Source organism: Frateuria sp. GZRe14 (assembly GCF_051900395.1).
In the GTDB taxonomy this organism is placed as follows: Bacteria; Pseudomonadota; Gammaproteobacteria; order Xanthomonadales; family Rhodanobacteraceae; genus Frateuria_A; species Frateuria_A edaphi.
The window spans coordinates 2,764,568-2,790,387 of the sequence record NZ_JBHZGJ010000001.1; the positions used below are offsets into that span (position 1 = coordinate 2,764,568).

22 protein-coding genes and 1 tRNA gene are annotated in these 25,820 nt (G+C 68.3%); 7 read left to right on the forward strand and 16 right to left on the reverse strand.

Going from position 1 to position 25,820, the window contains the following annotated elements; translation table 11 throughout:
- Positions 1–52 precede the first annotated feature (52 nt).
- Positions 53–2,875 carry a S8 family serine peptidase gene (locus ACFWZ1_RS12600; protein ID WP_439666659.1) on the reverse strand — a complete coding sequence of 941 codons (2,823 nt, stop codon included), beginning with the start codon at positions 2,873–2,875 and terminating at the stop codon, positions 53–55.
- Between the two features lie 198 nt (positions 2,876–3,073).
- Between ACFWZ1_RS12600 and ACFWZ1_RS12605 the strand changes: the two genes are divergently transcribed.
- The 3 genes from ACFWZ1_RS12605 (at position 3,074) to ACFWZ1_RS12615 (ending at position 6,647) form a co-directional block, all read left to right on the forward strand.
- Entirely contained in the window at positions 3,074–4,252 is a 1,179-nt protein-coding gene (locus ACFWZ1_RS12605; RefSeq protein WP_439666660.1) for a thiolase family protein, read from the forward strand.
- A 158-nt stretch (positions 4,253–4,410) separates the two neighbouring features.
- On the forward strand, positions 4,411–4,827 hold the full coding sequence (locus ACFWZ1_RS12610) for a hypothetical protein (RefSeq protein ID WP_231321030.1): 417 nt from the start codon (positions 4,411–4,413) through the stop codon (positions 4,825–4,827).
- Between the two features lie 212 nt (positions 4,828–5,039).
- Positions 5,040–6,647 (forward strand): carboxyl transferase domain-containing protein, encoded by a 1,608-nt coding sequence (locus tag ACFWZ1_RS12615; protein ID WP_439666661.1) that lies wholly within the window; start codon positions 5,040–5,042, stop codon positions 6,645–6,647.
- Between the two features lie 112 nt (positions 6,648–6,759).
- Here ACFWZ1_RS12615 and ACFWZ1_RS12620 read toward each other — a convergent pair whose 3' ends face one another.
- Genes ACFWZ1_RS12620 through ACFWZ1_RS12630 form a run of 3 tightly spaced genes read right to left on the reverse strand, consistent with a single transcriptional unit; the run spans position 6,760 to position 9,151 of the window.
- Positions 6,760–7,065 (reverse strand): DUF6587 family protein, encoded by a 306-nt coding sequence (locus ACFWZ1_RS12620; protein ID WP_439666662.1) that lies wholly within the window; start codon positions 7,063–7,065, stop codon positions 6,760–6,762.
- Positions 7,062–8,912, reverse strand: a complete 1,851-nt coding sequence (gene feoB, locus ACFWZ1_RS12625) for a ferrous iron transport protein B (RefSeq protein ID WP_439666663.1) — start codon at positions 8,910–8,912, stop codon at positions 7,062–7,064. The genes ACFWZ1_RS12620 and feoB overlap by 4 nt, the downstream gene beginning before the upstream one ends.
- Positions 8,909–9,151: a FeoA family protein gene (locus ACFWZ1_RS12630; protein WP_231321038.1), complete on the reverse strand. Its 243-nt coding sequence runs from the start codon at positions 9,149–9,151 to the stop codon at positions 8,909–8,911. The genes feoB and ACFWZ1_RS12630 overlap by 4 nt, the downstream gene beginning before the upstream one ends.
- Positions 9,152–9,280: 129 nt before the next feature.
- Here ACFWZ1_RS12630 and ACFWZ1_RS12635 point away from each other — a divergent pair, with 129 nt between their 5' ends.
- Positions 9,281–10,066: an enoyl-CoA hydratase-related protein gene (locus tag ACFWZ1_RS12635; protein ID WP_439666664.1), complete on the forward strand. Its 786-nt coding sequence runs from the start codon at positions 9,281–9,283 to the stop codon at positions 10,064–10,066.
- 72 nt (positions 10,067–10,138) lie between these two features.
- On the opposite strand, the gene ACFWZ1_RS12640 is transcribed toward ACFWZ1_RS12635, so the two are convergent.
- From ACFWZ1_RS12640 to ACFWZ1_RS12660, 5 genes are read right to left on the reverse strand one after another with little or no spacing between them, the layout of a single operon-like run.
- The gene (locus ACFWZ1_RS12640) at positions 10,139–10,741 is read right to left on the reverse strand and encodes a response regulator transcription factor (RefSeq protein WP_231321041.1); all 603 of its coding nucleotides are present in this window, start codon (positions 10,739–10,741) and stop codon (positions 10,139–10,141) included.
- Positions 10,738–11,925 (reverse strand): sensor histidine kinase, encoded by a 1,188-nt coding sequence (locus ACFWZ1_RS12645; protein WP_439666901.1) that lies wholly within the window; start codon positions 11,923–11,925, stop codon positions 10,738–10,740. Before ACFWZ1_RS12645 ends, ACFWZ1_RS12640 begins: the two co-directional genes overlap by 4 nt.
- On the reverse strand, positions 11,925–13,118 hold the full coding sequence (locus tag ACFWZ1_RS12650) for a sensor histidine kinase (RefSeq protein WP_439666665.1): 1,194 nt from the start codon (positions 13,116–13,118) through the stop codon (positions 11,925–11,927). The genes ACFWZ1_RS12645 and ACFWZ1_RS12650 overlap by 1 nt, the downstream gene beginning before the upstream one ends.
- Positions 13,119–13,157: 39 nt before the next feature.
- The gene (locus ACFWZ1_RS12655) at positions 13,158–13,943 is read right to left on the reverse strand and encodes an ABC transporter permease (protein ID WP_439666666.1); all 786 of its coding nucleotides are present in this window, start codon (positions 13,941–13,943) and stop codon (positions 13,158–13,160) included.
- Position 13,944: 1 nt separating this feature from the next.
- Positions 13,945–14,871: an ATP-binding cassette domain-containing protein gene (locus ACFWZ1_RS12660; protein ID WP_439666667.1), complete on the reverse strand. Its 927-nt coding sequence runs from the start codon at positions 14,869–14,871 to the stop codon at positions 13,945–13,947.
- A 269-nt stretch (positions 14,872–15,140) separates the two neighbouring features.
- Between ACFWZ1_RS12660 and ACFWZ1_RS12665 the strand changes: the two genes are divergently transcribed.
- Together ACFWZ1_RS12665 and upp are read left to right on the forward strand one after the other, a co-directional pair.
- A complete protein-coding gene (locus ACFWZ1_RS12665; RefSeq protein ID WP_439666668.1) occupies positions 15,141–16,637 on the forward strand; it encodes an aminotransferase class III-fold pyridoxal phosphate-dependent enzyme in 1,497 nt (498 codons plus the stop codon).
- A gap of 112 nt (positions 16,638–16,749) precedes the next feature.
- Positions 16,750–17,388, forward strand: coding sequence for a uracil phosphoribosyltransferase (upp, locus tag ACFWZ1_RS12670; RefSeq protein WP_231321047.1), 639 nt, complete (start codon positions 16,750–16,752; stop codon positions 17,386–17,388).
- A gap of 116 nt (positions 17,389–17,504) precedes the next feature.
- Here upp and pip read toward each other — a convergent pair whose 3' ends face one another.
- Entirely contained in the window at positions 17,505–18,461 is a 957-nt protein-coding gene (pip, locus tag ACFWZ1_RS12675) for a prolyl aminopeptidase (RefSeq protein WP_231321048.1), read from the reverse strand.
- A gap of 97 nt (positions 18,462–18,558) precedes the next feature.
- Complete coding sequence (locus ACFWZ1_RS12680; protein ID WP_439666669.1) at positions 18,559–19,944, reverse strand: FAD-binding oxidoreductase; 1,386 nt, start codon at positions 19,942–19,944, stop codon at positions 18,559–18,561.
- A gap of 122 nt (positions 19,945–20,066) precedes the next feature.
- Here ACFWZ1_RS12680 and serA point away from each other — a divergent pair, with 122 nt between their 5' ends.
- The gene (gene serA, locus ACFWZ1_RS12685; protein WP_439666670.1) at positions 20,067–21,299 is read left to right on the forward strand and encodes a phosphoglycerate dehydrogenase; all 1,233 of its coding nucleotides are present in this window, start codon (positions 20,067–20,069) and stop codon (positions 21,297–21,299) included.
- Between the two features lie 233 nt (positions 21,300–21,532).
- On the opposite strand, the gene ACFWZ1_RS12690 is transcribed toward serA, so the two are convergent.
- The 5 genes from ACFWZ1_RS12690 to pheS form a co-directional block, all read right to left on the reverse strand.
- A tRNA-Pro gene (locus ACFWZ1_RS12690) sits at positions 21,533–21,609 on the reverse strand.
- 68 nt (positions 21,610–21,677) lie between these two features.
- A complete protein-coding gene (locus ACFWZ1_RS12695; protein ID WP_209618439.1) occupies positions 21,678–22,034 on the reverse strand; it encodes a MerR family transcriptional regulator in 357 nt (118 codons plus the stop codon).
- Positions 22,015–22,314 (reverse strand): integration host factor subunit alpha, encoded by a 300-nt coding sequence (gene ihfA / locus ACFWZ1_RS12700; protein WP_091333672.1) that lies wholly within the window; start codon positions 22,312–22,314, stop codon positions 22,015–22,017. Before ihfA ends, ACFWZ1_RS12695 begins: the two co-directional genes overlap by 20 nt.
- 1 nt (position 22,315) lies before the next feature.
- Positions 22,316–24,694 (reverse strand): phenylalanine--tRNA ligase subunit beta, encoded by a 2,379-nt coding sequence (pheT, locus tag ACFWZ1_RS12705; protein WP_439666671.1) that lies wholly within the window; start codon positions 24,692–24,694, stop codon positions 22,316–22,318.
- 21 nt (positions 24,695–24,715) lie between these two features.
- Positions 24,716–25,711: a phenylalanine--tRNA ligase subunit alpha gene (gene pheS / locus ACFWZ1_RS12710; RefSeq protein WP_439666672.1), complete on the reverse strand. Its 996-nt coding sequence runs from the start codon at positions 25,709–25,711 to the stop codon at positions 24,716–24,718.
- Positions 25,712–25,820: the final 109 nt, after the last annotated feature.

Here is a 25,820-nt window from a genome sequence, read left to right on the forward strand (position 1 = left end):
AAGGCCCGCGATGCGGGCCTTTTTCTTGGATCGTTTGCGGGTGTTTCGGCCGTCAGAACGACAACCGGTACGCCAGCGTCGCCATACTGCCCTGCTCGCGCTGGGCGAAGCGGTGGTCGATGCCGAACGTGAGCCCCGCCCGAGGCGACATCGTCCAGTCCAACGTCATGCCCGCGACGCCGCCGTAGCGTGACAGCCCGATGCCACCCAGCGGCGCCCACTGGTCGATACCCGTGAAGCTCGCTTCGAATACGTCACCACGGGTGACTAATGCGCGCTGCCACGCCACCCGGCCCTGCAGATCCAGGCTGCCGCCGCCGGCGAGGTTCCACTGCCGCGCCGCGCGCAGGCCTAGCCCGGCCCGCCAGCGCTCGATCGCATGCGCGTTGGCCTTGAGGCCAAAACCCCACGCGCCCGGCTCGTTGAAGCCGCTGCTGTGGATTCGCGCGTACTGCAGGCTGGCGTACGGCGTGAGCGTCAACCGGCCCGCCGAGGTGCGATAGCCGCTCTCGCCGTAGGCCACGTCGTAGCGGCCATGGCTGTCGCTGGCCACGCCCGCGAAGGCCGGACCCAGCAGCACGTTGCGGCGCATCGCTTCGCGGAAGCTGCCCATGCCCACGCGGCCCAGCAGGTACGCGTTGCCTTGCACCAGGCCACCGTAGAGCATGCCCTCCATCGCGTGGCTGCGGCCCTGGTCGGCGGTTTCCACCAGCCGGCCGAGGCCTTGGGACTGACTCAGTGCGAAGCCGGCCACGCCGTTGCTGCCGATGCGCATGTCCTGTCCGACCAGGGTGCCGGAAAGGTCCACGCCGACACTCGCATAACCGCTGCGCGCCATGTCGCCCCGGTAGCCGAGATTCTGCGTCCAGCCACCGGTTCCGCTGCTGTCGATAAGGCGGTCGAAGCGATCCGACAGTGCACGCGTGCCCGCATCGATCGCCTCGAAGGTCATCGCCGCGCTGGCTGCATGCAACTGGCCGGAGAGGCTCTCAAGCGAGTGTTGCATGGCATCGGTCGACGCCGTGTGCTGTAGGTTGGCGGCCCCCGCGATGAAACTTGCGCTCACCGGCGAGCCGCTGCCGCCTTGCAACTGGGTGTTGATCTGCTCGAACGCCTGCTGCGTGCGTTGTGCGGTACTGAAACTGGCGGTGGTGTACGGCAGGCCCTGGATCTGGCTCAGGTTCACCTGCTGCACGTCGAGCCAGGCGCTGTTGGCGTCATAGTTCAGGGTGGCCTGAAGCGCCACGCTAGGGGCGGTATCCAGGGCTGAAAACGTGCCGGTAAGGCCGCCAAAAGCCGACAATACCGTCGTGTGCGAGTCGATGGTGTAGTTGGAATTGGCGCTGTACACATAGAGATCGCCGCCCGCCAGCGTCGCGGTGCCATTGACAGATAACTGCGATCCCAGCGATACCGCCAGTCGGCCGTTGCCCTGCTGCAGATAATTGCCGAGCAGATTTACGCCGCCCGGGCCTGCCACCAGCACGCCGGCGTTGGTCATGTCGTTGTTGATCACCAAACCAATGGCCGGATCGGAGGTCACCAGTGTGCCCTGCGCACCGATTTCGACGGCACCGGCCAACGAGGTTACGGCAAGCGTGCCGCCTTGGACCTGGGTAAGGCCCATGTAGGTATTTACCCCGCCGAGACTAAGTGTGCCCGTGCCCTGCTTGATCAATCCGCCAGCACCCGAGATCGGGTTGTTCCAGCGCGATTCGCCGGTGAAGTTGACGGTGACGTCGCCCCAGTCGAACTTGGCTGGGCCGTTGACCGCCTTGCCGACGTTGAGCATGCCGTAGCCGAACACCTCGTCCGGGCCGGCCGCACCGAGGTCGTTGGCCGTGCCGAGCAGCGTCTGGCGCACCAGGTCGTTGTTGAAATACGGATACGCCTCCCACACCAGTGCGGCGGCGCCGGACACCTGCGGTGCCGCGAACGAGGTACCGGTGACGATCCAGTAATCCTTCGGATCGGTGGCGGTGGCGTCCTTGTCGCTGACGATCACGTCACCCGGCGCGGTGAGGCAGTAGTCCATGGCCTTGCCGCAGGCGTTGGAATAGTCGGCCAGGTGAGTGGCGCCGGCGGCGGCGCTGTTGCTGTCGGCCGCTACCGCGACCAGCCAGCCGCGCTCGAGCTCGGGGGCCAGGTAGGGCAGCGCGGCGATATCGCTGGGATCGGCGCGCCCGTCGTTGCCGGCGGCGAACACCACCAGCCCGTCGTGGTTGAGCACGAAGTCGTCGTAGGCCTGGCCGAAGGCCTGGTTGATGGTCGGGTCGGTGGTGTCCCAGTAGATGCCGCCCCAGGAGTTGTTCTGGATGTTGACCCCGTCGGCGATCAGCGCCGGGTTGAGGTACTGGCCGAAGAAATCGGCGTCCGAGGCGCCAACGGCGTTGCCCTGGCCCGAACCGTCGTCGACCGGCTCCTTGTCGGCGATGATGCGCGCCGAAACCAGCGAAGCCCCTGGCGCGATGCCGCCGGGGAACTGGTCGAACGCCTTGCCGGCGGCGATCTCCGATACCCAGGTGCCATGGCCGACCACGTCGTCGACACTGGTGTCGTTGGCCTGCGGGTCGACGTAAATCAGCTCGTCGGTCACCCGCCCGCTCAGGCTGGGATGGTTGCGCATCACGCCGCTGTCGACGATGCCGATGGTGATGCCCTGGCCGGTAAAGCCTTGCGCGTGCGCGGCGTAGGTGTTGGTCAACGCCAGTTGCGCATCCACCGGCGGCTGGTCCGAGGGCGTGGTGGGTGGCGGCGGAGGCGGTGCTGGGGTGGGACGGACGTTGCTGCCGCCGCCTCCCCCGCAGGCGCTCAGGCCCAATGCGACAAGGATGCCCAACGCCACGTCCCGGTGGCGCAATGCCTGCGTATTCATGCTCGCTCTCCCCACACCCGTTCCCATGCAGGCTTCCGCGATCGCGGGCTCGGCCTGCAACCCGGCGCCAGTTTCCCACAACGGCGGGCACGCGAGGCGTGCGCGACGTGGTTTGCCGCACTGCCGCATTGACTGCGATAATGGGCAATCGTCCACGGCGCGCAGGCCGCGCGCCCCCAAGCCTCGCGGAGAAACCCCATGTCCGACGTCGTCATTGCGGGCGCCAAGCGCACCGCCATCGGCTCCTTCCTCGGCCAGTTCACCGGCGTGCCAACGCCCACCCTCGGCGCGACCGCGATCGGTGCGGCGCTGGAGCAGTCCGGCCTGGCACCTGCCGAGGTCAGCGAAGTCATCATGGGTTGCGTGCTGACCGCCAACCTCGGCCAGGCGCCGGCCCGCCAGGCCTCGCTCGGCGCCGGCCTGCCGCCCGCCGTCGGCTGCACCACCATCAACAAGGTGTGCGGCTCGGGCATGAAGGCGATCATGCTCGGCCACGACCTGATCAAGGCCGGCTCGGCCGCGGTGGTGGTCGCCGGCGGCATGGAGTCGATGACCAATGCCCCGCACATGGTCGCCGCCCGCACCGGCATCCGCTATGGCGATGGCCAGCTGGTCGACCACATGGCCTACGACGGCCTGACCAACCCCTACGACAACAAGGCGATGGGCATCTTCGGCGAGCTGTGCGCCGACAAGTACCAATTCAGCCGCGAGGACCAGGATGCCTTCGCGATCGAATCGGTCAAGCGCTCGCAGGCGGCGCAGGCCTCCGGTGCATTCGCCGACGAGATCGTCCCGGTGACGGTCAAGGGCCGCAAGGGCGACGTGGTGGTCGACGCCGATGAGCAGCCGGGCCGCTCCGACATCAACAAGATCCCGACCCTGAAACCCGCATTCCGCAGGGAAAACGGCACCATCACCGCGGCCAGTTCGTCCAGCATCTCCGACGGCGCCGCCGCGGTGGTGCTGCTCTCGGCCGACGACGCCAAGGCCCGCGGCATCAAGCCGCTGGCGCGCATCGTTGCCCACGCCACCAATTCCCAGGAGCCCGAGTGGTTCACCACCGCTCCGGTCGGCGCGATCCAGAAGGTGCTGGACAAGGCCGGCTGGAAGGTCGAGGACGTCGACCTGTTCGAAGTCAACGAAGCCTTTGCCGTGGTCGCCATGGCGCCGATGCGCGAGCTTGGCGTGCCGCACGCGAAGCTCAACGTCAACGGCGGCGCCTGCGCGCTGGGGCACCCGATCGGCGCCAGCGGCGCGCGCCTGGTAGTCACCCTGCTCAACGCGCTGAAGACCCGCGGCGGCAAGCGCGGCGTGGCGTCCCTGTGCATCGGCGGTGGCGAAGCGACGGCGATCGCGGTGGAGCGACTGGATTAAAGCTTCCCGTCACCTTCTGTCGACGGAACGAATGAAAGCCTGTTAACCGGCTTTTTAATATGTACTGAAGGGCAGTTGGTAAAACATATGGCGCGTGTACGGCGAAAGCGCTATTAATACGCGGCCAAAACGGCATTCCACGGCAAAGGAGATCCACCATGAAGTTGACGCGTACCCTACTCGCCTCCGCGCTCGTCGCGCTGCTGGCGGCTTGCAGCAACGGCGCGCAGGATTCCGCGCAGGACGCCCAGCAGTCCGCCGACCAGGCTCAGCAGTCCGCTGACCAGGCCCAGCAGGCTGCCGCGCAGACCGGCTCCCCGGCCGCCGACCAGGCTGCCCAGCAGGCCACCACGGCTGCCAACGCCGCCGGCCAGGCTGCTGATCAGGCCCAGCAGGCCGCCACCGCTGCTTCGGCTGCCGCCCCCGCCAACAACGACATGTCGAAGGATGCCATGTCGCAGGCCAAGGACGCCGCCGACAACGCTTCGGACCAGGCTGACAAGGCTGCCGACGCTGCCAAGGACGCCGCCGACAATGCCAAGGATGCTGCCGACGACAAGAACAAGGGTCACTGATCCTTCGGTTCGTCTGATCGGAAAAAACCGGCCGCTTGCGGCCGGTTTTTTTATGCGCGTTTTTTGCGTGTCGCACACCTTGACCGCACGGGCCGCAGTGGCCGGTTATCATCGGGTGTTTGGCCGGCGCGCTTGGTTTCGTATCGCGATCGCGCCCATGGACGAAACGCCGCCGCGGGCGGTCCCGAACGAATGAGCCAGAGTTCAGCCCGATGACCACCATTGCTTCGCAGATCGATATCCGTTCGCCCGATTTCCAGGCCTCCAGCGCCGCGCTGCGCGCGCTGGTCGAGGACTTGAAGGCACAGCTGGCGCGCAACGCCGAAGGCGGCGGCGCCAAGGCGCGCGAGAAGCACACCGCGCGGGGCAAGCTGCTGCCGCGCGAACGCATCCGCGCCCTGCTCGATCCGGGTTCGCCGTTTCTCGAACTCTCCCCGCTGGCCGCGCACGGCATGTACGAGGACGCCGCGCCGGCGGCCGGCATCATCACCGGCATCGGCCGCGTCAACGGCATCGAGGTGGTGGTGGTCGCCAACGACGCGACGGTCAAGGGCGGCACCTATTTCCCGATGACGGTGAAGAAGCACCTGCGCGCGCAGGAAGCGGCGCTGGAAAACCGGTTGCCGTGCATCTACCTGGTCGACTCCGGCGGCGCGTTCCTGCCGCTGCAGGACGAGGTTTTTCCTGACAAGGAACACTTCGGCCGCATCTTCTACAACCAGGCGCGCATGTCCGCGCTCAACATCCCGCAGATCGCCGTGGTGATGGGAAGCTGTACCGCCGGCGGCGCCTACGTGCCGGCGATGAGCGACGAGACCATCATCGTGCGCGAGCAAGGCACCATCTTCCTGGGCGGCCCGCCGCTGGTGAAGGCGGCTACCGGCGAGGTGGTCGATGCCGAAACGCTGGGCGGTGCGGACGTCCATACCTCCGTCTCGGGCGTCGCCGACCACTACGCGGAAAACGACGCGCACGCGCTTTCCATCGCGCGCGACGTGGTGGCGAGCCTCAATCGCCGCAAGCACATGCCGCTGGCGCTCGAGACGCCGGTCGAACCGAAGTACGCGGCCGAAGAGCTGTACGGCGTCATCCCGCAGGACACCCGCCGTCCCTTCGACATCCGCGAGGTCATCGCGCGCATCGTCGACGGGTCGGAGTTCCACGAGTTCAAGGCGCGCTACGGCAAGACACTGGTCACCGGGTTCGCGCGCATCCACGGCTATCCCGTGGGCATCGTCGCCAACAACGGCATCCTGTTCGCTGAAAGCGCGCTCAAGGGCGCGCACTTCATCGAGCTGTGCAACCAGCGCAATGTGCCGCTGGTGTTCCTGCAGAACATCACCGGCTTCATGGTCGGCAAGAAGTACGAGCAGGCCGGCATCGCAAAGGATGGCGCCAAAATGGTCACCGCCGTGGCCTGCTCGCACGTGCCCAAGTTCACCGTGGTGATCGGCGGCAGCTTCGGCGCCGGAAACTACGCGATGTGCGGTCGCGCCTACGGCGCACGCTTCCTGTGGATGTGGCCCAACGCGCGCATTTCCGTGATGGGTGGCGAGCAGGCCGCCAGCGTCCTCGCCACGGTCAAGCGCGACGGCCTGGAAGCGGCCGGCAAGAGCTGGAGCGCGGAGGACGAAGAGGCTTTCAAGGCGCCGATACGCGAACAGTACGAACGCCAGGGACATCCGTACTACGCCAGCGCGCGGCTGTGGGATGACGGCATCATCGACCCGGCCGACACCCGCCGCGTACTCGGCCTGGCGATCTCGGCGTCGATGAACGCGCCGATCGAGCCACAGCGCTACGGCGTGTTCCGCATGTAGCGCTCCAGGCGGTCACACGCAGGGTGGGCTTCAGTCCACCAGCTCCGCTGCGAGGAAACGGGGCAGTGGGCTCAAGCCCACCCTGCGCGATACGCAAGGATCGGAGCGCTGCTCAGCGCTCGCGGGGGCGGAAGTGCAGTGGCGTGGAAGGCTCCCGCGACGCGGGTGCCGGGGCGCAGCCGCCGCAACTGGAGCAGCCGTCGCCGCTACCGCACCCCCCGCTTTTCGCCTCGGCCGGCTGCAGCCAGCCACCGAAGCGCCGCACGGCCCTGGCACGGCCAGGTCGGTCCAGCGCCGCCGACACCCCGGCCTGCACGCGCTTGGCCGTCTGCGGCAGCAGCTTGCGGAAGGCCGCAACCAGGCTGGCCAGCAGCACCAGCATCAACACCACCGCCTGCACGACGGCGAACGTGCTCACGAGAGCGCCCGCGCGATCTGGTAGGTGACCAGCGAAGCCAGGTAGGCCAGGCCGAACAGGTAGCCGGCGGTGATCGCCACGTTGCGCCAGGAGTTGGTTTCGCGGCGGATCACGGCGAGCGTCGACATGCATTGCGGCGCGAACACGTACCAGGCCAGCAGGCTGAGCGCCGTGGCCAGCGACCACTGGTGCGAGATCAGCGGCCCGAGCTGGTTGGCGATGGTGTCGTCGCTGCCGGACATCGCGTAGACGGTACCCAGCGCCGACACGGCCACTTCGCGCGCGGCCAGACCCGGCACCAGCGCGATGCAGATCTGCCAGTTGAAACCGATCGGCGCGAACACGTAGTGCAGCGCGTGGCCTAGCCGCCCGGCCAGGCTGTAGTCGATCGCCGGCCCGCTGGCGCCCGGCGGCGGCCCCGGAAAGCTGGAAAGGAACCACAGGATCACGGTCAGCGCCAGGATGATGCCGCCCACGCGCTTCAAGAAGATCTTGGCGCGCTCCCACAGGCCCAGTGCCACGTCGCGCACGTTGGGGAGGCGGTAGGACGGCAGCTCCATCAGCAGCGCGTGCTCGCTCTTGTCCTTGCGGAAGCGCTTGATCACGAACGCCACCGCCAGCGCGCTCACGATGCCGGCCACGTACAGCGTGAACAGCACCACGCCCTGCAGGTTGAACACGCCCCACACGGTGCGATGGGGTATGAACGCGGCGATCAGCAACGTGTAGACCGGGAGCCGCGCCGAGCACGTCATCAGCGGCGCGACCAGGATGGTGGTCAGGCGGTCGCGCGGATCGGTGATGCTGCGCGTGGCCATGATGCCGGGGATCGCGCAGGCGAAGCTCGACAGAAGCGGGATGAACGCGCGTCCGGTCAGGCCCGCCTTGAACATCAGCTTGTCGAGCAGGAACGCGGCGCGCGGCAGGTAGCCCGATTCCTCCAGCACCAGGATGAACAGGAACAGGATCAGGATCTGCGGCAGGAACACCAGCACGGCGCCCAGGCCCGCGAAGATGCCGTCGTTGAGCAGGCTGTGCAGAGCGCTGTGCGGCGGCAACGCCGCGGTCATCCAGGTGCCCAGCGTGCCCACGCCCGCTTCGATCGCATCCATGATCGGCTGCGCCCAGGAGAACACCGCCTGGAAGATCAGGAACATCAGCACCGCCAGGATGCCGAGGCCGAACACCGGATGCAGTGCCCAGCGGTCGATCGCGTCGTCCACCGCATCGGTGGCACGCGGCATGATCACCGTGGCAGCCATCAGCGCGCGCACCTGTGCATGCAGGTCGTGGCGGCTGGCAGGATCGTCCGGCTGCACCGGCGCGGCGACCGGGACTTCGCCATCGACGCGCTCGATCAGTGCTTTCGCGCCACCGCGCCTGACCGCGATCGTTTCCACCACCGGCACGCCGAGCCGGCGCTGCAGTTCGGGCACGTCGATCACGATGCCGCGCCGGCGCGCGGTGTCCATCATGTTGAGCGCCAGCACCACCGGCCGCCCCAGTCGCTTGACCTCGAGCACGAAGCGCAGGTGCAGGCGCAGGTTGGTGGCATCGGCCACACAGACGATCAGGTCCGGCGCCGGCTCGCCCGGATAGCGGCCCTCGCAGACGTCGCGGGTGATCTGTTCGTCGGGGCTGGCCGCATCGAAGCTGTAGGTGCCGGGCAGATCCAGCAATTGCAGCACGCGACCGGACGGCGCGACGAAGCGGCCTTCCTTGCGCTCGACAGTGACGCCGGCGTAATTGGCCACCTTCTGGCGCCCACCGGTGAGCTGGTTGAACAGCGCCGTCTTGCCGCAATTGGGGTTGCCCACCAGCGCGATGCGCAGACCTTGTGCGCTCATGCCGCCTCCGCCCTGACGAAAATGCGCGATGCCTCGCTGCGCCGAAGCGCGAAGCGGGTGGAGCCGATCTGGATCAGCAGGGGGTCGGCGCCGAGCGGGCCGCGGGCGACCACGCGCACCGGCTCGCCGTCGACGAAACCGAGGTCGCGCAGGCGCTGCGCGATGGGATCGCCGGCGTGGGCATCGTCCACGCGGTCCACCACGGCGGGCGAACCTTTGGGCAAGTCGGAGAGGCGCACGGATGGCAACTCAAACAAGAATGGTTCGCATTATAAGGCAAAAGCCTGTGCCCGCGCTGAGCCCGGCACCCGAACGGGACCACGCGCCACGCCCGTACAATTCCCATTTTCAAGCAGGGAACCTCGCGCATGTCCGCCATCCTCGTCACCGACCGCGCCGCCGTCCGCCAGATCGCCCTCAACCGCCCGGACGTGCACAACGCCTTCGATGACGGCCTGATCGCCGAGCTGACCTCCGCGCTGGTGGAGGCCGGCCGCGCCGAGGCGGTGCGCGCCGTGGTTCTGACTGGCACCGGAGCCAGCTTCTCCGCCGGCGCCGATCTCAACTGGATGCGCGGCATGGCGACGGCGAGCGAGCAGGAGAACCGCGAGGATTCGTTGCGCCTCGCCGCACTGGTGCGCACGCTGCAGTTCCTGCCCAAGCCGACCGTCGCGCGCGTCAATGGCGCTGCCTACGGCGGCGGCGTGGGACTGATCGCCGCCTGCGACATCGCCATCGGCGCCGAGGGCGCCAGATTCGGCCTGACCGAAGTGAAGCTCGGGCTGGTGCCCGCGGTGATCTCGCCCTACGTGGTCGCCGCCATCGGCGTGCGCCAGGCGCGGCGGTTGTTCCTCACGGGCGAAATCATCGACGCGGCCGAGGCCAGCCGCATCGGGCTGCTGCACCGGGTGGTGGCGGCCGATGCGTTGGACGAGGCGGTCGACTTCGCGCTGAAGCTACTGGCCAAGGCCGGCCCGCAGGCGCAACGGGAGGCCAAGCAACTGGCGTTGCGCATGGGCGGCATCAACGAACAGGACGCTGGCCGCATCGATGCGGAAAACGCGGAACTGATCGCGCGTCTGCGCGTTTCGGCCGAGGGCCAGGAAGGCCTCGGCGCCTTCCTCGACAAGCGCGCGCCCGCCTGGACCGCGTAGGGTGGGCTTGAGCCCATCGTCGGCAGGTAGGCGCGAGCCCGCCCTACCGGGTCGGTTGGATGGAACGCCGGCCTACAACCACCCCTTCTGCCGCGCGAGGCGAAACGCCTCGATGCGGTTGCCGGCGCCGAGCTTGCCGATCGCCTCGGACAGGTAGTTGCGCACCGTGCCGTGCGAAAGGTTGAGCCTTGTGGCGATGTCGCCGGCCGAAAGGCCTTCGCCCGCCAGCCGCAGCACCTGCCGCTCGCGATCATTGAGGGGGTCGGCTTCGGTCCAGGCTTCCAGTGCCAGCTGCGGATCGATGGCGCGTCCGCCGCGATGCACCGTGCGCAGCGCCTCGGCCAGGTTCTCGGCCGGCGCGTCCTTGAGCAGGTAGCCGGATACGCCCGCGTCCAGCGCGCGTCGCAGGAAGCCGGGACGGGCGAAGGTGGTCACGATGATCACCTTCATCGGCAGCTCCTGCCGCTGGATGCGCTGGGCCAGCTCCAGTCCGGTCAGGCCGGGCATCTCGATGTCGGTGACCAGCACGTCGGGCTTGAGCCGCTGCAGGTCGCGCCATGCGGCCTCGCCGTCGGCGGACGAGCCGAGTACCTCGATGTCGCTTTCCAGGTTGAGCAGCGCCGACAGCGCGCCACGTACCATCGCCTGGTCTTCGGCCAGCAGCACCCGGATCATGCGGCGCTCCCTGAGGCCGGAACCAGGGCCGTTGCCGTCGCATCGCGTTCCGCGGCTACGCTCGCCGACACCGCACCTGGCACGCGGATGGACAGCGCCGTGCCGCGCCGCGGCGGCGAGTCGATCGCCAGCGTCCCGCCCAGCGCGCGCACCCGCTCGCGCATGCCACTCACGCCGTTGCCATGGGCGGCCAAACCGCCGCGTCCGTTGTCGCAGATACGCATCTGGAGCATGTCGTCCTCGAAGGAAACGCTGACGCTGGCCTGGGTAGCGCCCGCGTGGCGATGGATGTTGGTGACGGCTTCGCGCAGGACCAGCGCGACCGGTGCCTCGATGGCATCGGGCAGCGCCAGGCCGTCCGGCAACCCGCCCTCGAAGGCCACTCCAGAGGCTTCTAGCATGAGCCGCGCCGAAGTGAGTTCGGACGCCAGGTCGCTGCGGCGCATGCCGGTCACCGCCGCGCGCACTTCCGCGAGCGCATGGCGCGCGACGCGCTCGACCTCGGCCATTTCGCGCTGCGCACGCGCCGGCTCGTCCAGCGCCAGTCGCCGGGCCAGTTCCGACTTAAGCGCCACCAGCGACAGCGTGTGGCCGAGCAGATCGTGCAGGTCGCGGCCGATACGCTCGCGCTCGGCCAGCGTCGCCAGGCGCCGCACCTCGGTCTGCGACAGGCGCAGTTCGGCGTCCTTGCGGGCGCTGTGCATGTAGGCAACGTTGCTGAAGCCGCCGAACAGGCCGGACATTACGACCCACAACGCCACGCTCAGCGGATCGCCGAAGGTCCACGCCTTGGCCAGCGCGAGCGCGCCCATCACCGCCACGCTCACCAGCCAGCGCCGCCACGAAAGCGAGAAGGACGAAACGACGCCGGCAAGGATCAGCAGGATGAATCCGAACGGGTTGCACGCCCACAGCGCCAGTGCGGTGGCGACCATGCCGGCCACGTACCAGTCCACGCGCCGGCGCGGGCCCACGTAGACCCGCGAGTACAGGTACACGAACACCGGCACGGCCAGCAACGTGGGCGCCAGCCATGATCCGGGGGCGCGATGCAGCGAGGCCGGTCCCTGGAACAGCGCCACCAGCGCGAACAGCGAAAGGCCGGCCTGCCAGCGCATGTACAACGGCGAGCGGAGCTGGCCCAGCAGCGAATCCGGCCGCGGCGTGAACCACTGCACCTGCATCACGGGCACGCTTCCGCCGTGAGCGTCAGCCCGTCGGCCGGCAAGGCCGGCGCCGCTGCGACCTGCATCGCCGACGCCGGAAGCGGCACCACGATCCGCAGGCGCGTGCCCTGCCCCTGCTGCGAATGGATCTGCAGGCGGCCGCCCAGCGCTCGCACGCGCTCGCGCATGCCGGTCAGGCCGTTGCCCTCCTCCAGCACGCCACCGCGGCCGTTGTCCGAGATGGTCAGGCACAGGCCGCCGTCGATGCATTCGAACGCCACGCTGGCGCACGTCGCGGCCGCATGCCGGGCGATGTTGGTGGCCGCTTCGCGCAGCACCAGCGACAGGCCTCGTTCGGTTTCCGCGGGCAGGCATGGCGGCTGGCCGTAGTCCAGGTGCGCGCCGGAGGATTCCAGCAGCAGGCGCGCGGAGGCCAGTTCGGCAGCCAGGTCGGTGGCGCGGATCCCGGTGACCGCCGCGCGCACCTGCGCCAGCGCGTGACGGGCGACGTTCTCCGCCTCGATCACCTCGCGCCGGGCCGCCTCGGTATCGCGATCGAACAGCTTGCGCGAGAGTTCCAGCTTGAGCGTGATCAGCGAAAGCGTATGGCCGAGCAAATCGTGCAGGTCCCGACCGATGCGCTCGCGCTCGGCGGTTGCCGCGAGCCGGCGAACCTCGTCATGGGAAAGCTTGAGGGCCGCGTCCCGCTCATGCCCGATCCGCTCCACGTGCGTGACCATCCCGATGATGAACGTCATCAGCGGGAAGGCGACCAGCGCCTGCCACGGATAGCCGACCTTCCATGCGACCAGCAGGAACAGCGCGTTCAGCGCGAGCAGGCGCAGCAGGAAGGGCGCCAGGCGCCGGCTGTTCACGCTGCAGGAGACGCAGCCGTAGATGAAGTAGCTCACGCTGCCCGAATAGAACGGCACCAGCGCGATGCCGAACACCGCCAGGGCCGCGCCGTAGCGCGAGGCAACGTTGCGGGAAACCAGCATCGACTTGGCGAAAAGTGCCACGAACAGTGGATAGGTCAGCGCGGTCAGGATCGCCCAGCGCCAGGTATATCCGCGGTCGAACAGGGGCGTAACGAAGATCCATGCCGACCACAACAAGTGGACGGACTCCATCCGCGGCGACTTGCCCTGCTGGATGATCTCGCTGATGCGCGAGCCCGGCTCGGGCGCAAACCAGGTAACAAGACGGTTCATCCAGCCGGGTCCCCACGACACGAACGCGGCCATGCTACTTCAACCGTGCCGGCGCAGCCGCCGGGCAGCGAGCAGCAGGAACGCCACGGTGAAACCAAGCAGCACGAGTACGTGCGCCGCCAAGGCGTCCTGGCGCATGCCCACCGCGGCGAGCGCGAGGCGGTCCAAGTGGTAGCTGGGCCACAGCGGCGCGATCTGCTGCAGGACCTTGGGCAGCATCGGCAGCGGGAACCACAGGCCCGACAGGAACGACATCGGCAGGTAGACGAGGTTGAGCACGCCCGGCCCTCCCTGCCCCTTGACCAGCGTACCGATGAACATGCCCAGCGCACAGAACGGCAGCACGCCGAGCACGCCGGTGAGCAGCAGCGCCGCGGCCTGCGCCAGCGACAGGGACACGTGCGCGATCTGCGACAGCCCCAACAGGAGCAGCACCACGAACGCCGCCGCGCCCATCGCCATCAGCATCTTGCCCATCAGGTAGGCGCCCGGCGGCATCGGCAGCGCGCGCTTGAGCGTGAGCAGCCCGCCGTCGCGCTCGATCGCGAGCGATACGCCGAAGCCGAACAGGCCCGGGCTCATCACGCCGAAGGTGGCATAGCTGGCCAGCAGGTAGCGCGCCGTGTCGGTGCCGCCTCCCTTGGCCATCAGCACGCCGAACACCAGGTAGAACATGCCCGGGAACAGCGTGATCGGCAGCATGAAGCTGGGTGCACGCAGGTAGCGCAGGCATTCGCTGCGCGCCTCGGCCAGGTAGGCGCCGAGCACGCGGCCGGGTGGCATCGCGTCGTTGTCGACGGACGGATCGAAGGAAAGGGTGTCCATGTCAGGCCGCCTCGCGCTGGTCGGTGGGCGATGCTTCGGGATCGCGGGTCAGTTCGGTGAAGGCTTCGGCCAGGCCGGCACGCTGCACTTCCAGCTCGCGCAGCCAGGCGTCGTTCTGCAGCAGGCGCAGGACCACCACTTCGGCCTCGGCGGTGGTCAGCTGCAGGCGACCGCCTTCGACGCGCACCTCGGCCACCTCGGGCCATGCGGCGACCGTTTCGGGCAACAGGGTGCTGATGCAGCGGATGCGCCTGACGCCGACGCGGGCGCGCAGCTCGTCCACCGTGCCCTCGTGGATGGCGCGACCGCGCGCCATCACGCACACGCGGTCGGCCAGCGCCTCGGCCTCTTCCAGGTAGTGCGTGGTCAGCAGCACCGAGCACCCTTCGCCGACCAGCCGCCGGATCGCCGCCCAAAGCGCCTGGCGCGCTTCGATATCCATGCCGACGGTGGGCTCGTCCAGGAACAGCAACCGCGGCCGTCCGCACAACGCCAGCGCGAACTGCACGCGTCGCTGCTGGCCGCCGGAGAGCTTGCCGTAGGAACGGTCGAGCAGATCCTCCACCGCGGCCAGCTCGGCCGATTCCTGCAGCACGCGGGGGTTGGGGTAGTAGCTGGCGGTCAGGCGCAGCAGTTCGCGCACGCGCAGGGTCTGGGGCAGCGTGGCGCTCTGCAGCATCACGCCGATCCGCCGGCGCGCCTCGATGCGCTGCGGGTCCAGCCCGAACAGCTCGACCTCGCCCGCGTCGGCGCGGTGCAGACCCAGCAGCAGACCGATGGCGGAAGACTTGCCGGCGCCGTTGGGCCCGAGCAGGGCGAGCAGCTCGCCCCGGTGCAGCGAGAGATCCAGGCCATCGACGGCGGCGAGCGCGCCGTAGCGCTTGACCGCACCGCGCAAACGCGCGACCGGGATTGCGGACATGTCCATGGGCAGCCTCCTTGGTATGGACGCAAACGTTAGGCGCGGCAAGGCCTTGCGGACACTGGTCGACGTCAGCCCGCGCTGGTGACAGCCGTCATGCGGGGTTACGGCGGAGCCGGGCGCACGGTATCCTTGGGTTTATCCCCGGCCCGTCTGGCGCGCTTTTCGACGCGAAAAGGCGGGTCCGCACAACCGCATGCGCCTTCAGGTCGCGCGTGCCCGCAATCACCGCCAGCGGCGCCATCGGGCGCCGGCCGGCCACGAGGAGGACTGCCATGGGTGTGATCGATCAGCTGCGCGAGATGCGCGATTTCGGCGGCAAGCCGCGTACCGTTGGCCTGGACGACGCCAACATCGAGCGCATGGCGGCCAAGGCGCCCGAGCTGGTGCAGGCGATCGACGAGGCCCTGGCCCGTCACCGCGAGCTGCGCGGCGAGTTTGGCGACTTCCTGAAGCTGGACGAATCCGAGCAGTTGGCCAAGGCCCAGGCCGGCTACGTCAACTTCTATCCCGACGACGCGATCAATCCGTACCTGCCGGCCGCCGCGCGCGGTCCGTGGATCGTGACGCTCAAGGGCGCCGTGCTGCACGACAACGGCGGCTACGGCATGCTCGGCTTCGGCCACAACCAGCCGTCCATCCTGGAGGCGCTGGCCCGCCCGCAGGTGATGGCCAACGTGATGTCGCCCAGCGTCTCGCAGCTGCGCTTCACCCGCGCGATGGACAAGGAACTGGGCCGCAGCCGCGGCGCCAATCCGTACAAGCACTACCTGTGCCTGAACTCCGGTTCCGAAGCGGTGGGCCTCGCCTGCCGCATCGCCGACGTCAACGCCAAGCTGATGACCGACGCCGGCGGCCGCTACGCCAACCGCACGATCAAGCGCCTGTCCGTGCGCGGCGCGTTCCACGGCCGCACCGACAAGCCGGCGCTGTACTCCGATTCCTCGCGCAAGACCTACCAGCAGCATCTGGCGAGCTACCGCCACGAGGACACGCTGATCACCGTGGCGCCCTACGACGTGGCGCAGCTGGAAGCGGCCTTCGCCGACGCCGACAAGCACGGCTGGTTCATCGAGGCGATGTTCCTGGAGCCGGTGATGGGCGAAGGCGACCCGGGCCGCGCGGTGACGCCGGAGTTCTACAAGGCCGCGCGCGAACTGACCGAGGCGCACGGTACGCTGCTGCTGGTCGACTCGATCCAGGCCGGCCTGCGCGCGCACGGCGTGCTGTCGATCATCGACTACCCCGGCTTCGAGAACCTGCCGGCGCCGGACATGGAGACCTTCTCCAAGGCGCTCAACGCCGGCCAGTACCCGCTGTCGGTCCTGGCGGTGAGCGACCGCACCGCCGGCCTGTACCGCAAGGGCATCTACGGCAACACCATGACCACCAACCCGCGTGCGCTGGACGTGGCGCTGGCCACGATGGAACTGCTCACCGACGAGGTGCGCGGCAACATCAAGGCGCGCGGCGAGGAATTCGTGGCCAAGTTGGAGAAGCTCAAGGACGAACTGGGTGGACTGATCACCAAGGTCCAGGGCACCGGCCTGCTGTTCTCCTGCGAACTCGCGCCGCAGTTCAAGTGCTATGGCAGCAATTCCACCGAGGAGTACATGCGCGAGCACGGCGTGGGCGTGATCCACGGCGGAGCCAATTCGCTGCGCTTCACCCCGCACTTCAACGTGACCAGCGCCGAAGTGGACCTGGTGGTCGACCACGTGCGCCAGGCGCTGCTGAAGGGCCCGCGCAAGCAGACCGCCGAGGCGGCCTGACCGGCAGGTTGATCGAAGGGCGCGTCGGCAACGGCGCGCCCTTTTTCATGCCTGGCGAACACACTCCTGCAGGAGCGCCCCGGGCGCGACCGCGATGCAAGAAGGAACCACCATGCCTGTCACCGAAGTCCGTCACCCGCTGATCCGCCACAAGCTGGGCCTGATGCGCCGCGCCGGCATCAGCACCAAGGAATTCCGCGAACTGGCTTCCGAAGTGGCCGCCCTGCTCACCTACGAAGCGACCAAGGACCTGGACACGCTCGATGAGACGATCGAGGGCTGGGCCGGTCCGGTGACGGTCGAGCGCATCAAGGGCAAGAAGATCACCATCGTGCCGATCCTGCGCGCCGGTCTTGGCATGCTGCCGGGCGTGCTGGACCTGATTCCCTCGGCCAAGGTCAGCGTCGTCGGCGTGCAGCGCGACGAAGCCACGCTGGCGCCGGTGGCCTACTACGAGAAACTCAGCGGCAGCATGCAAGAGCGCACCGCGCTGATCGTCGATCCCATGCTCGCCACCGCCGGCACCCTGGTGGCGACGGTGGACATGCTCAAGGCGGCCGGCTGCCGGCGGATCAAGGGGTTGTTCCTGGTCGCCGCGCCCGAAGGCCTGCAGCGCATCACGGCCACTCATCCGGACGTGGAGATCTACACCGCCTCGATCGACCGGCGGCTCAACGAGAAGGGCTACATCCTTCCCGGCCTGGGCGATGCGGGCGACAAGATCTTCGGCACCAAGCAGTTGCCGGGTTGAAAGGCGCGTTTCGCAGGGCTTGAGCCCACCTCAGCTGGCCGGCGAGGTTGCCCGCCGGCCGAAGCCCACCCTACGTCGCACCGTGGGCGTCGATGCAAGCTCAGGCGCCTCAGGCGCTAGCTTTTGAAGCGGTCGGTCGCCTCGACCAGCTCGTGCGTGATTCCCGCCTCGAACGCCGAGTGCCCCGCGTCCTGCACGATGCGCAGGTCCGCCTCCGGCCAGGCGCGGTGCAGGTCCCACGCGCTGCGAAGCGGGCACACCACGTCGTAGCGGCCCTGCACAATCACCGTCGGTATCCGCCGGATGCGGTCGACGTTGCGCAGCAGCTGGTCGTCGTGTTCGAAGAAGCCGCCGTTGACGAAGTAGTGGCACTCGATCCGCGCGAACGCGAGCGCGAACTCATCCTCGCCGCTGCTGGCGATGTAGCCCGGGTCCTGGAACAGGAAGCTGGTGCCGGCTTCCCAGGTCGACCAGGCGCGCGCGGCCTCCAGCCGCGTCGCTGCATCCGGGCTGGTGAGGCGCCGGTGGTAGGCGCTCATCAGGTCGCCGCGTTCGGCCTCGGGAATGGCCGCCAGGTAGGGCTCCCAGGCATCCGGATAGAGCGCATCGCAACCCTTCTGGTAGAACCACTCCAGCTCCCATCGACGCAGCATGAAGATGCCGCGCAGGACCAGCTCGGTCACCTTGTCCGGGTGGGTCTGCGCGTAGGCTAGCGCCAGCGTGGAACCCCAGGAACCGCCGAATACCTGCCAGCGCGCGATCCCGAGGTGCTCGCGCAGCCGCTCGATGTCGGCGACCAGGTCCCAGGTGGTGTTGTCGGTGAGCTCGGCGTGCGGCGTGGAGCGTCCGCAGCCGCGCTGGTCGAACAGGATGATGCGGTAGGCCGCCGGGTCGAAGAAGCGCCGGCAGCGCGGGCTGGCCCCGGCGCCTGGTCCGCCGTGCAGGAAGACCACGGGCTTGCCGTTCGGATTGCCGCTCTGCTCGTAGTAGATCGTGTGCAGTCCGGACACCGGCAGCATGCCGCTGTCGTAGGGTTCGATCTCCGGATACAGCGCGCGGCGTTCCTCGGTCATGCCTGGTTCTCCGTGGGGATGGGAAGCCCTCAAGGCTAGCACCCGCGCCGCCCTTGCAGGAGCCTGCGCGCGGGCTCCCGCGGATCGCGTAACCGGATCAATCGAACAGCTTGCCCGGGTTGAGGATGCCGTTAGGGTCGAATACCGTGCGTACCCCGCGCATCAGGGCAATCTCCGCCTCGCTGCGCGTGCTTTCCAGATACGGTTTCTTGACCAGCCCGATGCCGTGCTCGGCCGAGATGCTGCCGCCGTGGCGCTGCAGCGTATCGGCGAGCAGGCGGGTGACGCGTTCGCAATGGGCGATGAACTCGGCCTGCTGCATGTCCTCGGGCGGCAACACGTTGATGTGCAGGTTGCCGTCGCCGATGTGGCCGAACCACACGACCTCCATCTGCGGATATTCGCGCGCCAGCAGCGCCTGCATCTCGTGCAGGAACGCGGGCATCGCGCCGATGCGCAGCGCGATGTCGTTCTTGTAGGGCTTGCGCGGCGCCAGGCTTTCGGTGATTCCCTCGCGCAGCCGCCACAGCGTGGCCGCCTGCGATTCGCTCTGCGCGATCACGCCATCGCTGATCCAGCCCTCGCGCACGCCGTCCTCGAACGCCAGCAGGGCCGTCTGCTCGTCGCCGTCGTCGAGCGCGTCGTACTCGGTCACCACGTAGTACGGCTGGTCGGCGTCGATCGCGCGCTGCGCGCCATGCGCCAGCACGTGCCGGAGCGCCACGTCGGTGAAGAACTCGAATGCCTGCAGCTTCAGCTGCGCGCGGAACAGTGCGAAAACCTTCATCAGCGCATCCATGTGCGGCAGCGCCAGCAGCATGGTCTGCGCCGGCGGCGGCGGATCGGTGAGCTTGAGCTGCGCACCGACCACCACGCCCAGCGTGCCTTCGGACCCGATCATCAGCTGGCGCAGGTCGTAGCCGCTGGAGTTCTTGACCAGGCCACGGTTGAGCTCCAGCAGCTCGCCGTTGCCGGCGACCACGGTCAGGCCGCCGATCCACTCGCGCGTGGTGCCGTAACGGATCACGCGGATGCCGCCGGCGTTGGTGGCGATGTTGCCACCGATCGTGCAGGAGCCGCGGGCGCCGAAGTCCACCGGGTAGAGCAAGCCGTGCGAGCGCGCCGCCTCATGTACCGCCTGCAGGGTGATCCCGGCCTCGACCTCGAGCAGGCGGTCGGTGTCGCTGAAACCGAGGACGCGGTTCATCCGCTCCAGGCTCAGCACCAGTTCCCCACGTGCCGCCACGGCACCGCCGGACAGGCCGGTGCGGCCACCCGAGGGCACCAGCGCGACCTGTCGCTCGTTGGCCCAGCGCACGATGGCCTGGACCTCCTCGATCGAGCCAGGCAAGGCCACGGCCAGCGGCGCAGGACCCCAGCGGCGCGTCCAGTCGCGCCCGTAGTGGATCAGGTCGGCAAGTTCGGTCAGCAGGCGCAATGAGGGCGCGCGGGCGGTCAGTTCGGTGAGGCGGGGGTCGGTCATGGGGGCTCCGGGGGAAGCCGCCAGCCTGCCAGAGCGGGACCGGCGCGGTCCAGTGCTGCAGTGCCGCAAAAACACGGGAGCTCTGGCATAGTAGCCCGACGCCCCGTCATGGATTTGCGCCGATGAAGACCTCGTTTCCCAGGCAGGACATCCACGTGCTGCTGCTCGAAGGCGTCAGCCGCAGCGCGGAGGAGAGCTTCCGCCTCGCCGGTTATACCCAGGTCGAGGTCCACCCCAAGGCATTGCCGGAGGCCGAGCTCAAGGCGCGCCTGGCCGAGGCGCATATCGTGGGCATCCGCTCGCGCACCCAACTCACGCCCGCGCTGCTCGAACACGCGCGGCGCCTGATCGCGGTCGGTTGCTTCTGCATCGGCACCAACCAGGTGGACCTGGGCGCCGCGCGCCGGCTGGGCGTGCCGGTGTTCAACGCGCCCTACTCCAATACCCGCAGCGTGGCCGAGCTGGTGGTGGCCGAGGCGATCATGCTGTTGCGCGGGATTCCCCAGAAGAACATGCAATGCCATCGCGGCGGCTGGTCGAAATCCGCGACCGGCAGCTACGAGGCGCGCGGCAAGGTGCTGGGCATCGTCGGTTATGGCCACATCGGCACGCAGGTCGGCGTACTGGCCGAGAGCATGGGCATGCGTGTGGTATTCCACGACATCGAGGCCAAGCTGGCGCTCGGCAACGCGCGCGCCGCGGCGAGCCTGGACGACCTGCTCGAGGCGGCCGACGTGGTCACGCTGCACGTGCCCGACACGCCAGCGACGCGGTTGATGATCGGTGCCGAACAACTCGCGCGCATGCGGCAGGGCTCGCTCCTTGTCAATGCCTCGCGCGGCAGCGTGGTGGATATCGACGCGCTGGCCGCGGCATTGTTCAGGGGACACCTGGCCGGTGCCGCGGTGGACGTCTTTCCGTCCGAACCCAAGGGCAACGACGACGCGTTCGTGTCCCCGCTGGTGGGGATGGACAACGTGATCCTCACCCCGCACATCGGCGGCAGCACGCTCGAAGCGCAGGACAACATCGGCATCGAGGTGGCGAGCAAACTGGTGCGCTACAGCGACAACGGCTCGACGCTTTCGGCGGTAAACTTCCCCGAAGTGTCGTTGCCCGAACATCCGCGCAGCCGCCGCCTGCTGCACATCCACCGCAACGTGCCCGGCACGCTTTCGCGCATCAACGAGCTGTTCACCGCCGGCAACATCAACATCGACGCGCAGTTCCTGCAGACCGATGGTGAAGTGGGCTACGTGGTCATCGACGTTTCGGCCGACGTTGCCCAGGCGCAGGCGTTGAAGGAGCGGATGGCGGCGATTCCGGGGACGCTGAAGACGCGCGTGCTCTATTGAGCCAGACAAACCTCCGTCGCCTCGTGGCTCGACGACGTTTTGTCCTCGTGAGCGCTTCTTCGGGCCGTGCCCTCACCCGCCTGTAGCACCCTTGCCCAGGAAGGAAGAAGATTCGAATGCGGAGCTTGAGAGACGGCGCTGCGACTTCGCCGCTGCGCATCTGGGTCAGCTCGAGCACCTCCGCGCCCCGAAAACAAAAACGGCGCCTAAGGCGCCGTTTTCAGTTACCGAATTGGTCGGGGCGGCCGGATTCGAACCGACGACCCTCTGCCCCCCAGGCAGATGCGCTACCAGGCTGCGCTACGCCCCGACGTGACTCGTGTGTTCGCCGCGTTCGCGATGAAACAGGCGGCGAACTATAACAGATGCCCGCGTGTTTCAGCGACGCAGCAGGGTCAGGATTTCTTCCAGTTCCATGCGCACCTGGCGCACGATCTGGTGGGACATGCTCGATTCCATGCGCGCCTGCGGGCCTTCCAGCCGCGCGCGGGCGCCGGTGATGGTGAAGCCCTCGTCGTACAGCAGGCCACGGATCTGCCGGATCATCAGCACGTCGTGGCGCTGATAGTAGCGACGGTTGCCACGGCGCTTGACCGGGTTGAGCGCGGGAAATTCCTGCTCCCAGTACCGCAGCACGTGCGGCTTCACCCCGCAAAGCTCGCTGACCTCACCGATGGTGAAGTAGCGCTTGGCCGGGATGGCGGGCAGTTCGGTGTTATTCCCTTGGTCCAGCATAGCTCTCGACTCGCACCTTGAGTTTCTGCCCCGGACGGAACGTCACCACGCGGCGGGCGGAAATCGGAATCTCCTCGCCCGTCTTGGGGTTGCGACCCGGTCGCTGGTTCTTCTGACGCAGGTCGAAGTTGCCGAAACCCGACAGCTTCACCTGCTCGCCCCTTTCCAACGCTTCGCGGACGACCTCGAAGTAGGCATCCACGAATTCCTTCGCCTCACGCTTGTTGAGGCCCACCTCGAGGAACAGGCGCTCGGCCATTTCCGCCTTGGTCAGCGCCATCTCAGCCTCGCAACTTTGCCTTGCATGTCGACTCCAACGCAGCCACCGCATCGCGCACGCAGCGGTCCGCGTCGTCGTCGGTAAGCGTGCGTGAAGCGTCCTGCAAAATCAAGCCCATAGCGAGACTCTTTCGGCCTATATCGACGCCCTTGCCGCTGTAACGGTCGAACAGCTTGAGCTCCTTGAGCACGCTGCCAAGCGTGCCTCGGACGGTTTGCTCGATCTGTGACCAGCGCACCTCTTCAGGCACCTCCACGGCGATATCCCGGCGTACCGAGGGAAACCGCGGGACCGGCCGGGCCTTGGGAAGGCGGCGGTCCAGCAGTGGCGCCAGGGCGATTTCCAGGACGTGCACATCCGGCCCCAGGTCGAGCGCCTTGGCCAATTGGGGATGCAGCGCGCCGAGGTGACCGACAGTCTCACCGTCCCGAGCGACGCGGGCGCTGCGGCCCGGGTGCAACCAGGACGGCAGCCCGTCGGCATGCAGCGACCACCGCCCCGGCTCGCCACCCCAGGCCAGCAGGGCGTCCAACTCGCCCTTGAGATCGAAGAAGTCGTACGGACGACCCGGCTCGGCCCACTGTTCGGCGCGCGCGGCGCCGCAGGCGGCGATCGCCAGGCTCGGGGTTTCCACGGGCGGATCGCCGGCGGCGAAGACGCGCGCGACCTCGAACAGTCGCACGCGTTCCTGCTGACGGGCGCGGTTGTGGCGCAGCGCCTCGACAAGGCCAGGCAGCAGTGACGGGCGCATGACGGCCAGGTCGGCCGACAGCGGGTTGGCCAGCGGCACGAGGTTTTCGGCATGGCCCCAGCGCGCGAGCAGTTCGGTGCTGACGAAAGACAGGTTCACTGCCTCGTAATAGCCGCGCGCGGCGAGCTGTTCGCGCAGCGGGAGTTCGCCAATGCGCGCCTCGGGCTCGGGCGCGAGCGACAGCGCGCCGGCGGGCGTATGGGTGGGAATGCGGTCATAGCCGTGGACGCGCGCGATCTCCTCGATCAGGTCCTCCTCGCGGTCGATGTCGAAGCGGCTGGTCGGCGCGGTGATCCGCCAGCCATCAGCCGTGACCTGCACGGTCATGCCCAGCGCGGTGAAGATGCGCGTGACCTCCTCGTCGGGCACGGCAACGCCCAGCACGCGGGCCAGGCGTGCGCGCCGCAAGGCGACCGTGGCGGACTTCGGCAGGTCGGCCGGGTTCTCCGCAACCAGCACGGGACCGGCTTTGCCGCCGGCGATCGAGAGCAGCAGTTCGGTGGCGCGCTCCAGCGCGCGGTTCGGCAACTCCGGATCGACGCCGCGCTCGAAGCGGTGCGAGGCATCGGTGTGCAGGCCGAGCTTGCGCGCGCGGCCCATGATCGCCGACGGGGCGAAATGCGCCGACTCCAGGAAAATGTTGCGGGTCGCATCGGTCACGCGCGAGTGGTGGCCACCCATGACGCCGGCGACGGCTAGCGCCTTGCGTTCGTCCGCAATCAAAACGAAACCCTCGTCGAGCTTCGCGTCACTGCCGTCGAGCAGCTTCAGCGTTTCTCCCGCGCGCGCATGCCGCACGACGATGTCGCCGTCCAGCGTGTCATTGTCGAAGGCGTGCAGCGGTTGGCCCAGTTCCAGCATCACGTAGTTGGTGACGTCGACCACCGCACTGATCGGACGCAGGCCGGCACGGCGCAGGCGCTCGGCGAGCCACAGCGGCGAGCGTGCCGACGCGTCGATGCCTTCGATGACACGGCCAAGGTAGCGCGGTGCGTCGCTGCCCGCGTCCAGGCGGATGCCGCGGCGCGCATCGGAGGCGACCGGCGCCGGATCCTGCACCGGCACCAGCACGCGGCTGCCGAACAGCGCGGCCACGTCGTGGGCCAGGCCGACCAGCCCCAGGCAATCGGGGCGGTTCGGGGTGAGCTTGAGTTCGATGCTGGCGTCGGGCAGGCCAAGGAACCGGGCGAGGGGCTGGCCGACCGGCGCATTGGCTGGCAGCTCCATCAGGCCGGAAGCGTCGGTGTCGATGCCCAATTCTTTCGCCGAGCAAAGCATGCCGGACGATTCCACGCCGCGCAGCTTGGCCGCCTTGATCGTGATGCCACCCGGGAGCACGGCGCCAAGCATCGCCAGCGGAGCCTTGAGCCCCACCCGGGCGTTGGGTGCGCCGCAGACGATCTGCAGCGGCTCGCCCTGCCCGACCGCGACCTTGCACACCTGCAGGCGGTCGGCTTCCGGGTGCTTTTCGGCGGCGACGATCTCACCCACCACCACGCCGTCCAGGCCCTCGCCCAGCACGGTCAGCTCTTCCACTTCCAGCCCGGCCATGGTCAGCGCATGGGCCAGCTCGGCGCGGTCGGCCTGGATCTCGACCAGCTCGCGCAGCCAGTTCTCGGAGAATTTCATGGTACTAGGTTCCTTGCCGGCTTACGCGAACTGCTTGAGGAAGCGCAGGTCGTTCTCGAAGAACGCGCGCAGGTCCGTGACGCCATAGCGAAGCATGGCGAAGCGCTCGACGCCGAGGCCGAAGGCGAAGCCCGTGTAGCGCTCCGGGTCGATGCCGCAGTTCTTCAGCACGTTCGGATGGACCATGCCGCAACCGAGCACCTCCAGCCAGCGGCTCTGGCCGTCTTCGGTCTCCCAGCGGATGTCCACCTCGGCCGACGGCTCGGTGAAGGGGAAATAGCTGGGGCGGAAGCGCATCTCGAAATCGCGCTCGAAGAACGCGCGCACGAACTCGGCCAGCGTGCCCTTGAGGTCGGCGAAGCTCGAAGTCTCGTCGACCAGCAGCCCCTCGATCTGGTGGAACATCGGCGAGTGGGTCTGGTCCGAATCGCTGCGGTAGACCTTGCCTGGCGCGATGATGCGGATCGGCGGCTGGCGACCCTGCATCGAGCGGATCTGCACCGGCGAGGTGTGCGTGCGCAGCAGGCGCCCGTCGCCGAAGTAGAAGGTATCGTGCATGGCGCGCGCCGGATGGTGCGGTGGAAAGTTCAGCGCCTCGAAGTTGTGCCAGTCGTCCTCGATCTCCGGACCCTCGGCGCGCTGGTAGCCCAGGCGAGCAAAGATCGCCGCGATGCGCTCGAGCGCGCGGGTGATCGGGTGGATGCCGCCACGCTCGCCGTCGCGACCCGGAAGGGTGATGTCGAGTTTCTCCGAAGCCAGGCGGCGGTCGAGTTCAGCCTGTTCCAGCGCCTGCTTGCGCATCGACAGCGCATCGGCCAGGCGGTCCTTGACGCGGTTGACCTCGGCGCCCCGGGCCTTGCGCTCGTCCGGGGCGAGCGCGCCCAGCGACTTCAGGGCGGCGGTGACGATGCCGCTCTTGCCGAGCAGGCCCACGCGCAGGGCTTCGAGCGCGTCGAGCGAGGCGGCGGCGGCTATGTCGGCCAAGGCCTGGGTTGCGCGGCTTTCCAGATCATCCATCGGTGCGTTTTCCGCTTTGGCTTCCGGCTCCCTCCGGGGAGAGGGTCGGGGTGAGGGGTCGCTCTTGCGTTGGAGTCGGGTTCGAAGCGGGCTTCGATAATGCCCAAGG

What these genes read in the sequence shown, in the direction of transcription:
- ACFWZ1_RS12600 (WP_439666659.1), bottom strand. Translation starts at nt 2,875, where the DNA reads ATGAATACGCAGGCATTGCGCCACCGGGACGTGGCGTTGGGCATCCTT.
- ACFWZ1_RS12605 (WP_439666660.1), top strand. Translation starts at nt 3,074, where the DNA reads ATGTCCGACGTCGTCATTGCGGGCGCCAAGCGCACCGCCATCGGCTCC.
- ACFWZ1_RS12610 (WP_231321030.1), top strand. Translation starts at nt 4,411, where the DNA reads ATGAAGTTGACGCGTACCCTACTCGCCTCCGCGCTCGTCGCGCTGCTG.
- ACFWZ1_RS12615 (WP_439666661.1), top strand. Translation starts at nt 5,040, where the DNA reads ATGACCACCATTGCTTCGCAGATCGATATCCGTTCGCCCGATTTCCAG.
- feoB (WP_439666663.1), bottom strand. Translation starts at nt 8,912, where the DNA reads ATGAGCGCACAAGGTCTGCGCATCGCGCTGGTGGGCAACCCCAATTGC.
- ACFWZ1_RS12635 (WP_439666664.1), top strand. Translation starts at nt 9,281, where the DNA reads ATGTCCGCCATCCTCGTCACCGACCGCGCCGCCGTCCGCCAGATCGCC.
- ACFWZ1_RS12640 (WP_231321041.1), bottom strand. Translation starts at nt 10,741, where the DNA reads ATGATCCGGGTGCTGCTGGCCGAAGACCAGGCGATGGTACGTGGCGCG.
- ACFWZ1_RS12645 (WP_439666901.1), bottom strand. Translation starts at nt 11,925, where the DNA reads ATGCAGGTGCAGTGGTTCACGCCGCGGCCGGATTCGCTGCTGGGCCAG.
- ACFWZ1_RS12650 (WP_439666665.1), bottom strand. Translation starts at nt 13,118, where the DNA reads ATGAACCGTCTTGTTACCTGGTTTGCGCCCGAGCCGGGCTCGCGCATC.
- ACFWZ1_RS12655 (WP_439666666.1), bottom strand. Translation starts at nt 13,943, where the DNA reads ATGGACACCCTTTCCTTCGATCCGTCCGTCGACAACGACGCGATGCCA.
- ACFWZ1_RS12660 (WP_439666667.1), bottom strand. Translation starts at nt 14,871, where the DNA reads ATGGACATGTCCGCAATCCCGGTCGCGCGTTTGCGCGGTGCGGTCAAG.
- ACFWZ1_RS12665 (WP_439666668.1), top strand. Translation starts at nt 15,141, where the DNA reads ATGGGTGTGATCGATCAGCTGCGCGAGATGCGCGATTTCGGCGGCAAG.
- upp (WP_231321047.1), top strand. Translation starts at nt 16,750, where the DNA reads ATGCCTGTCACCGAAGTCCGTCACCCGCTGATCCGCCACAAGCTGGGC.
- pip (WP_231321048.1), bottom strand. Translation starts at nt 18,461, where the DNA reads ATGACCGAGGAACGCCGCGCGCTGTATCCGGAGATCGAACCCTACGAC.
- ACFWZ1_RS12680 (WP_439666669.1), bottom strand. Translation starts at nt 19,944, where the DNA reads ATGACCGACCCCCGCCTCACCGAACTGACCGCCCGCGCGCCCTCATTG.
- serA (WP_439666670.1), top strand. Translation starts at nt 20,067, where the DNA reads ATGAAGACCTCGTTTCCCAGGCAGGACATCCACGTGCTGCTGCTCGAA.
- ACFWZ1_RS12695 (WP_209618439.1), bottom strand. Translation starts at nt 22,034, where the DNA reads ATGCTGGACCAAGGGAATAACACCGAACTGCCCGCCATCCCGGCCAAG.
- ihfA (WP_091333672.1), bottom strand. Translation starts at nt 22,314, where the DNA reads ATGGCGCTGACCAAGGCGGAAATGGCCGAGCGCCTGTTCCTCGAGGTG.
- pheT (WP_439666671.1), bottom strand. Translation starts at nt 24,694, where the DNA reads ATGAAATTCTCCGAGAACTGGCTGCGCGAGCTGGTCGAGATCCAGGCC.
- pheS (WP_439666672.1), bottom strand. Translation starts at nt 25,711, where the DNA reads ATGGATGATCTGGAAAGCCGCGCAACCCAGGCCTTGGCCGACATAGCC.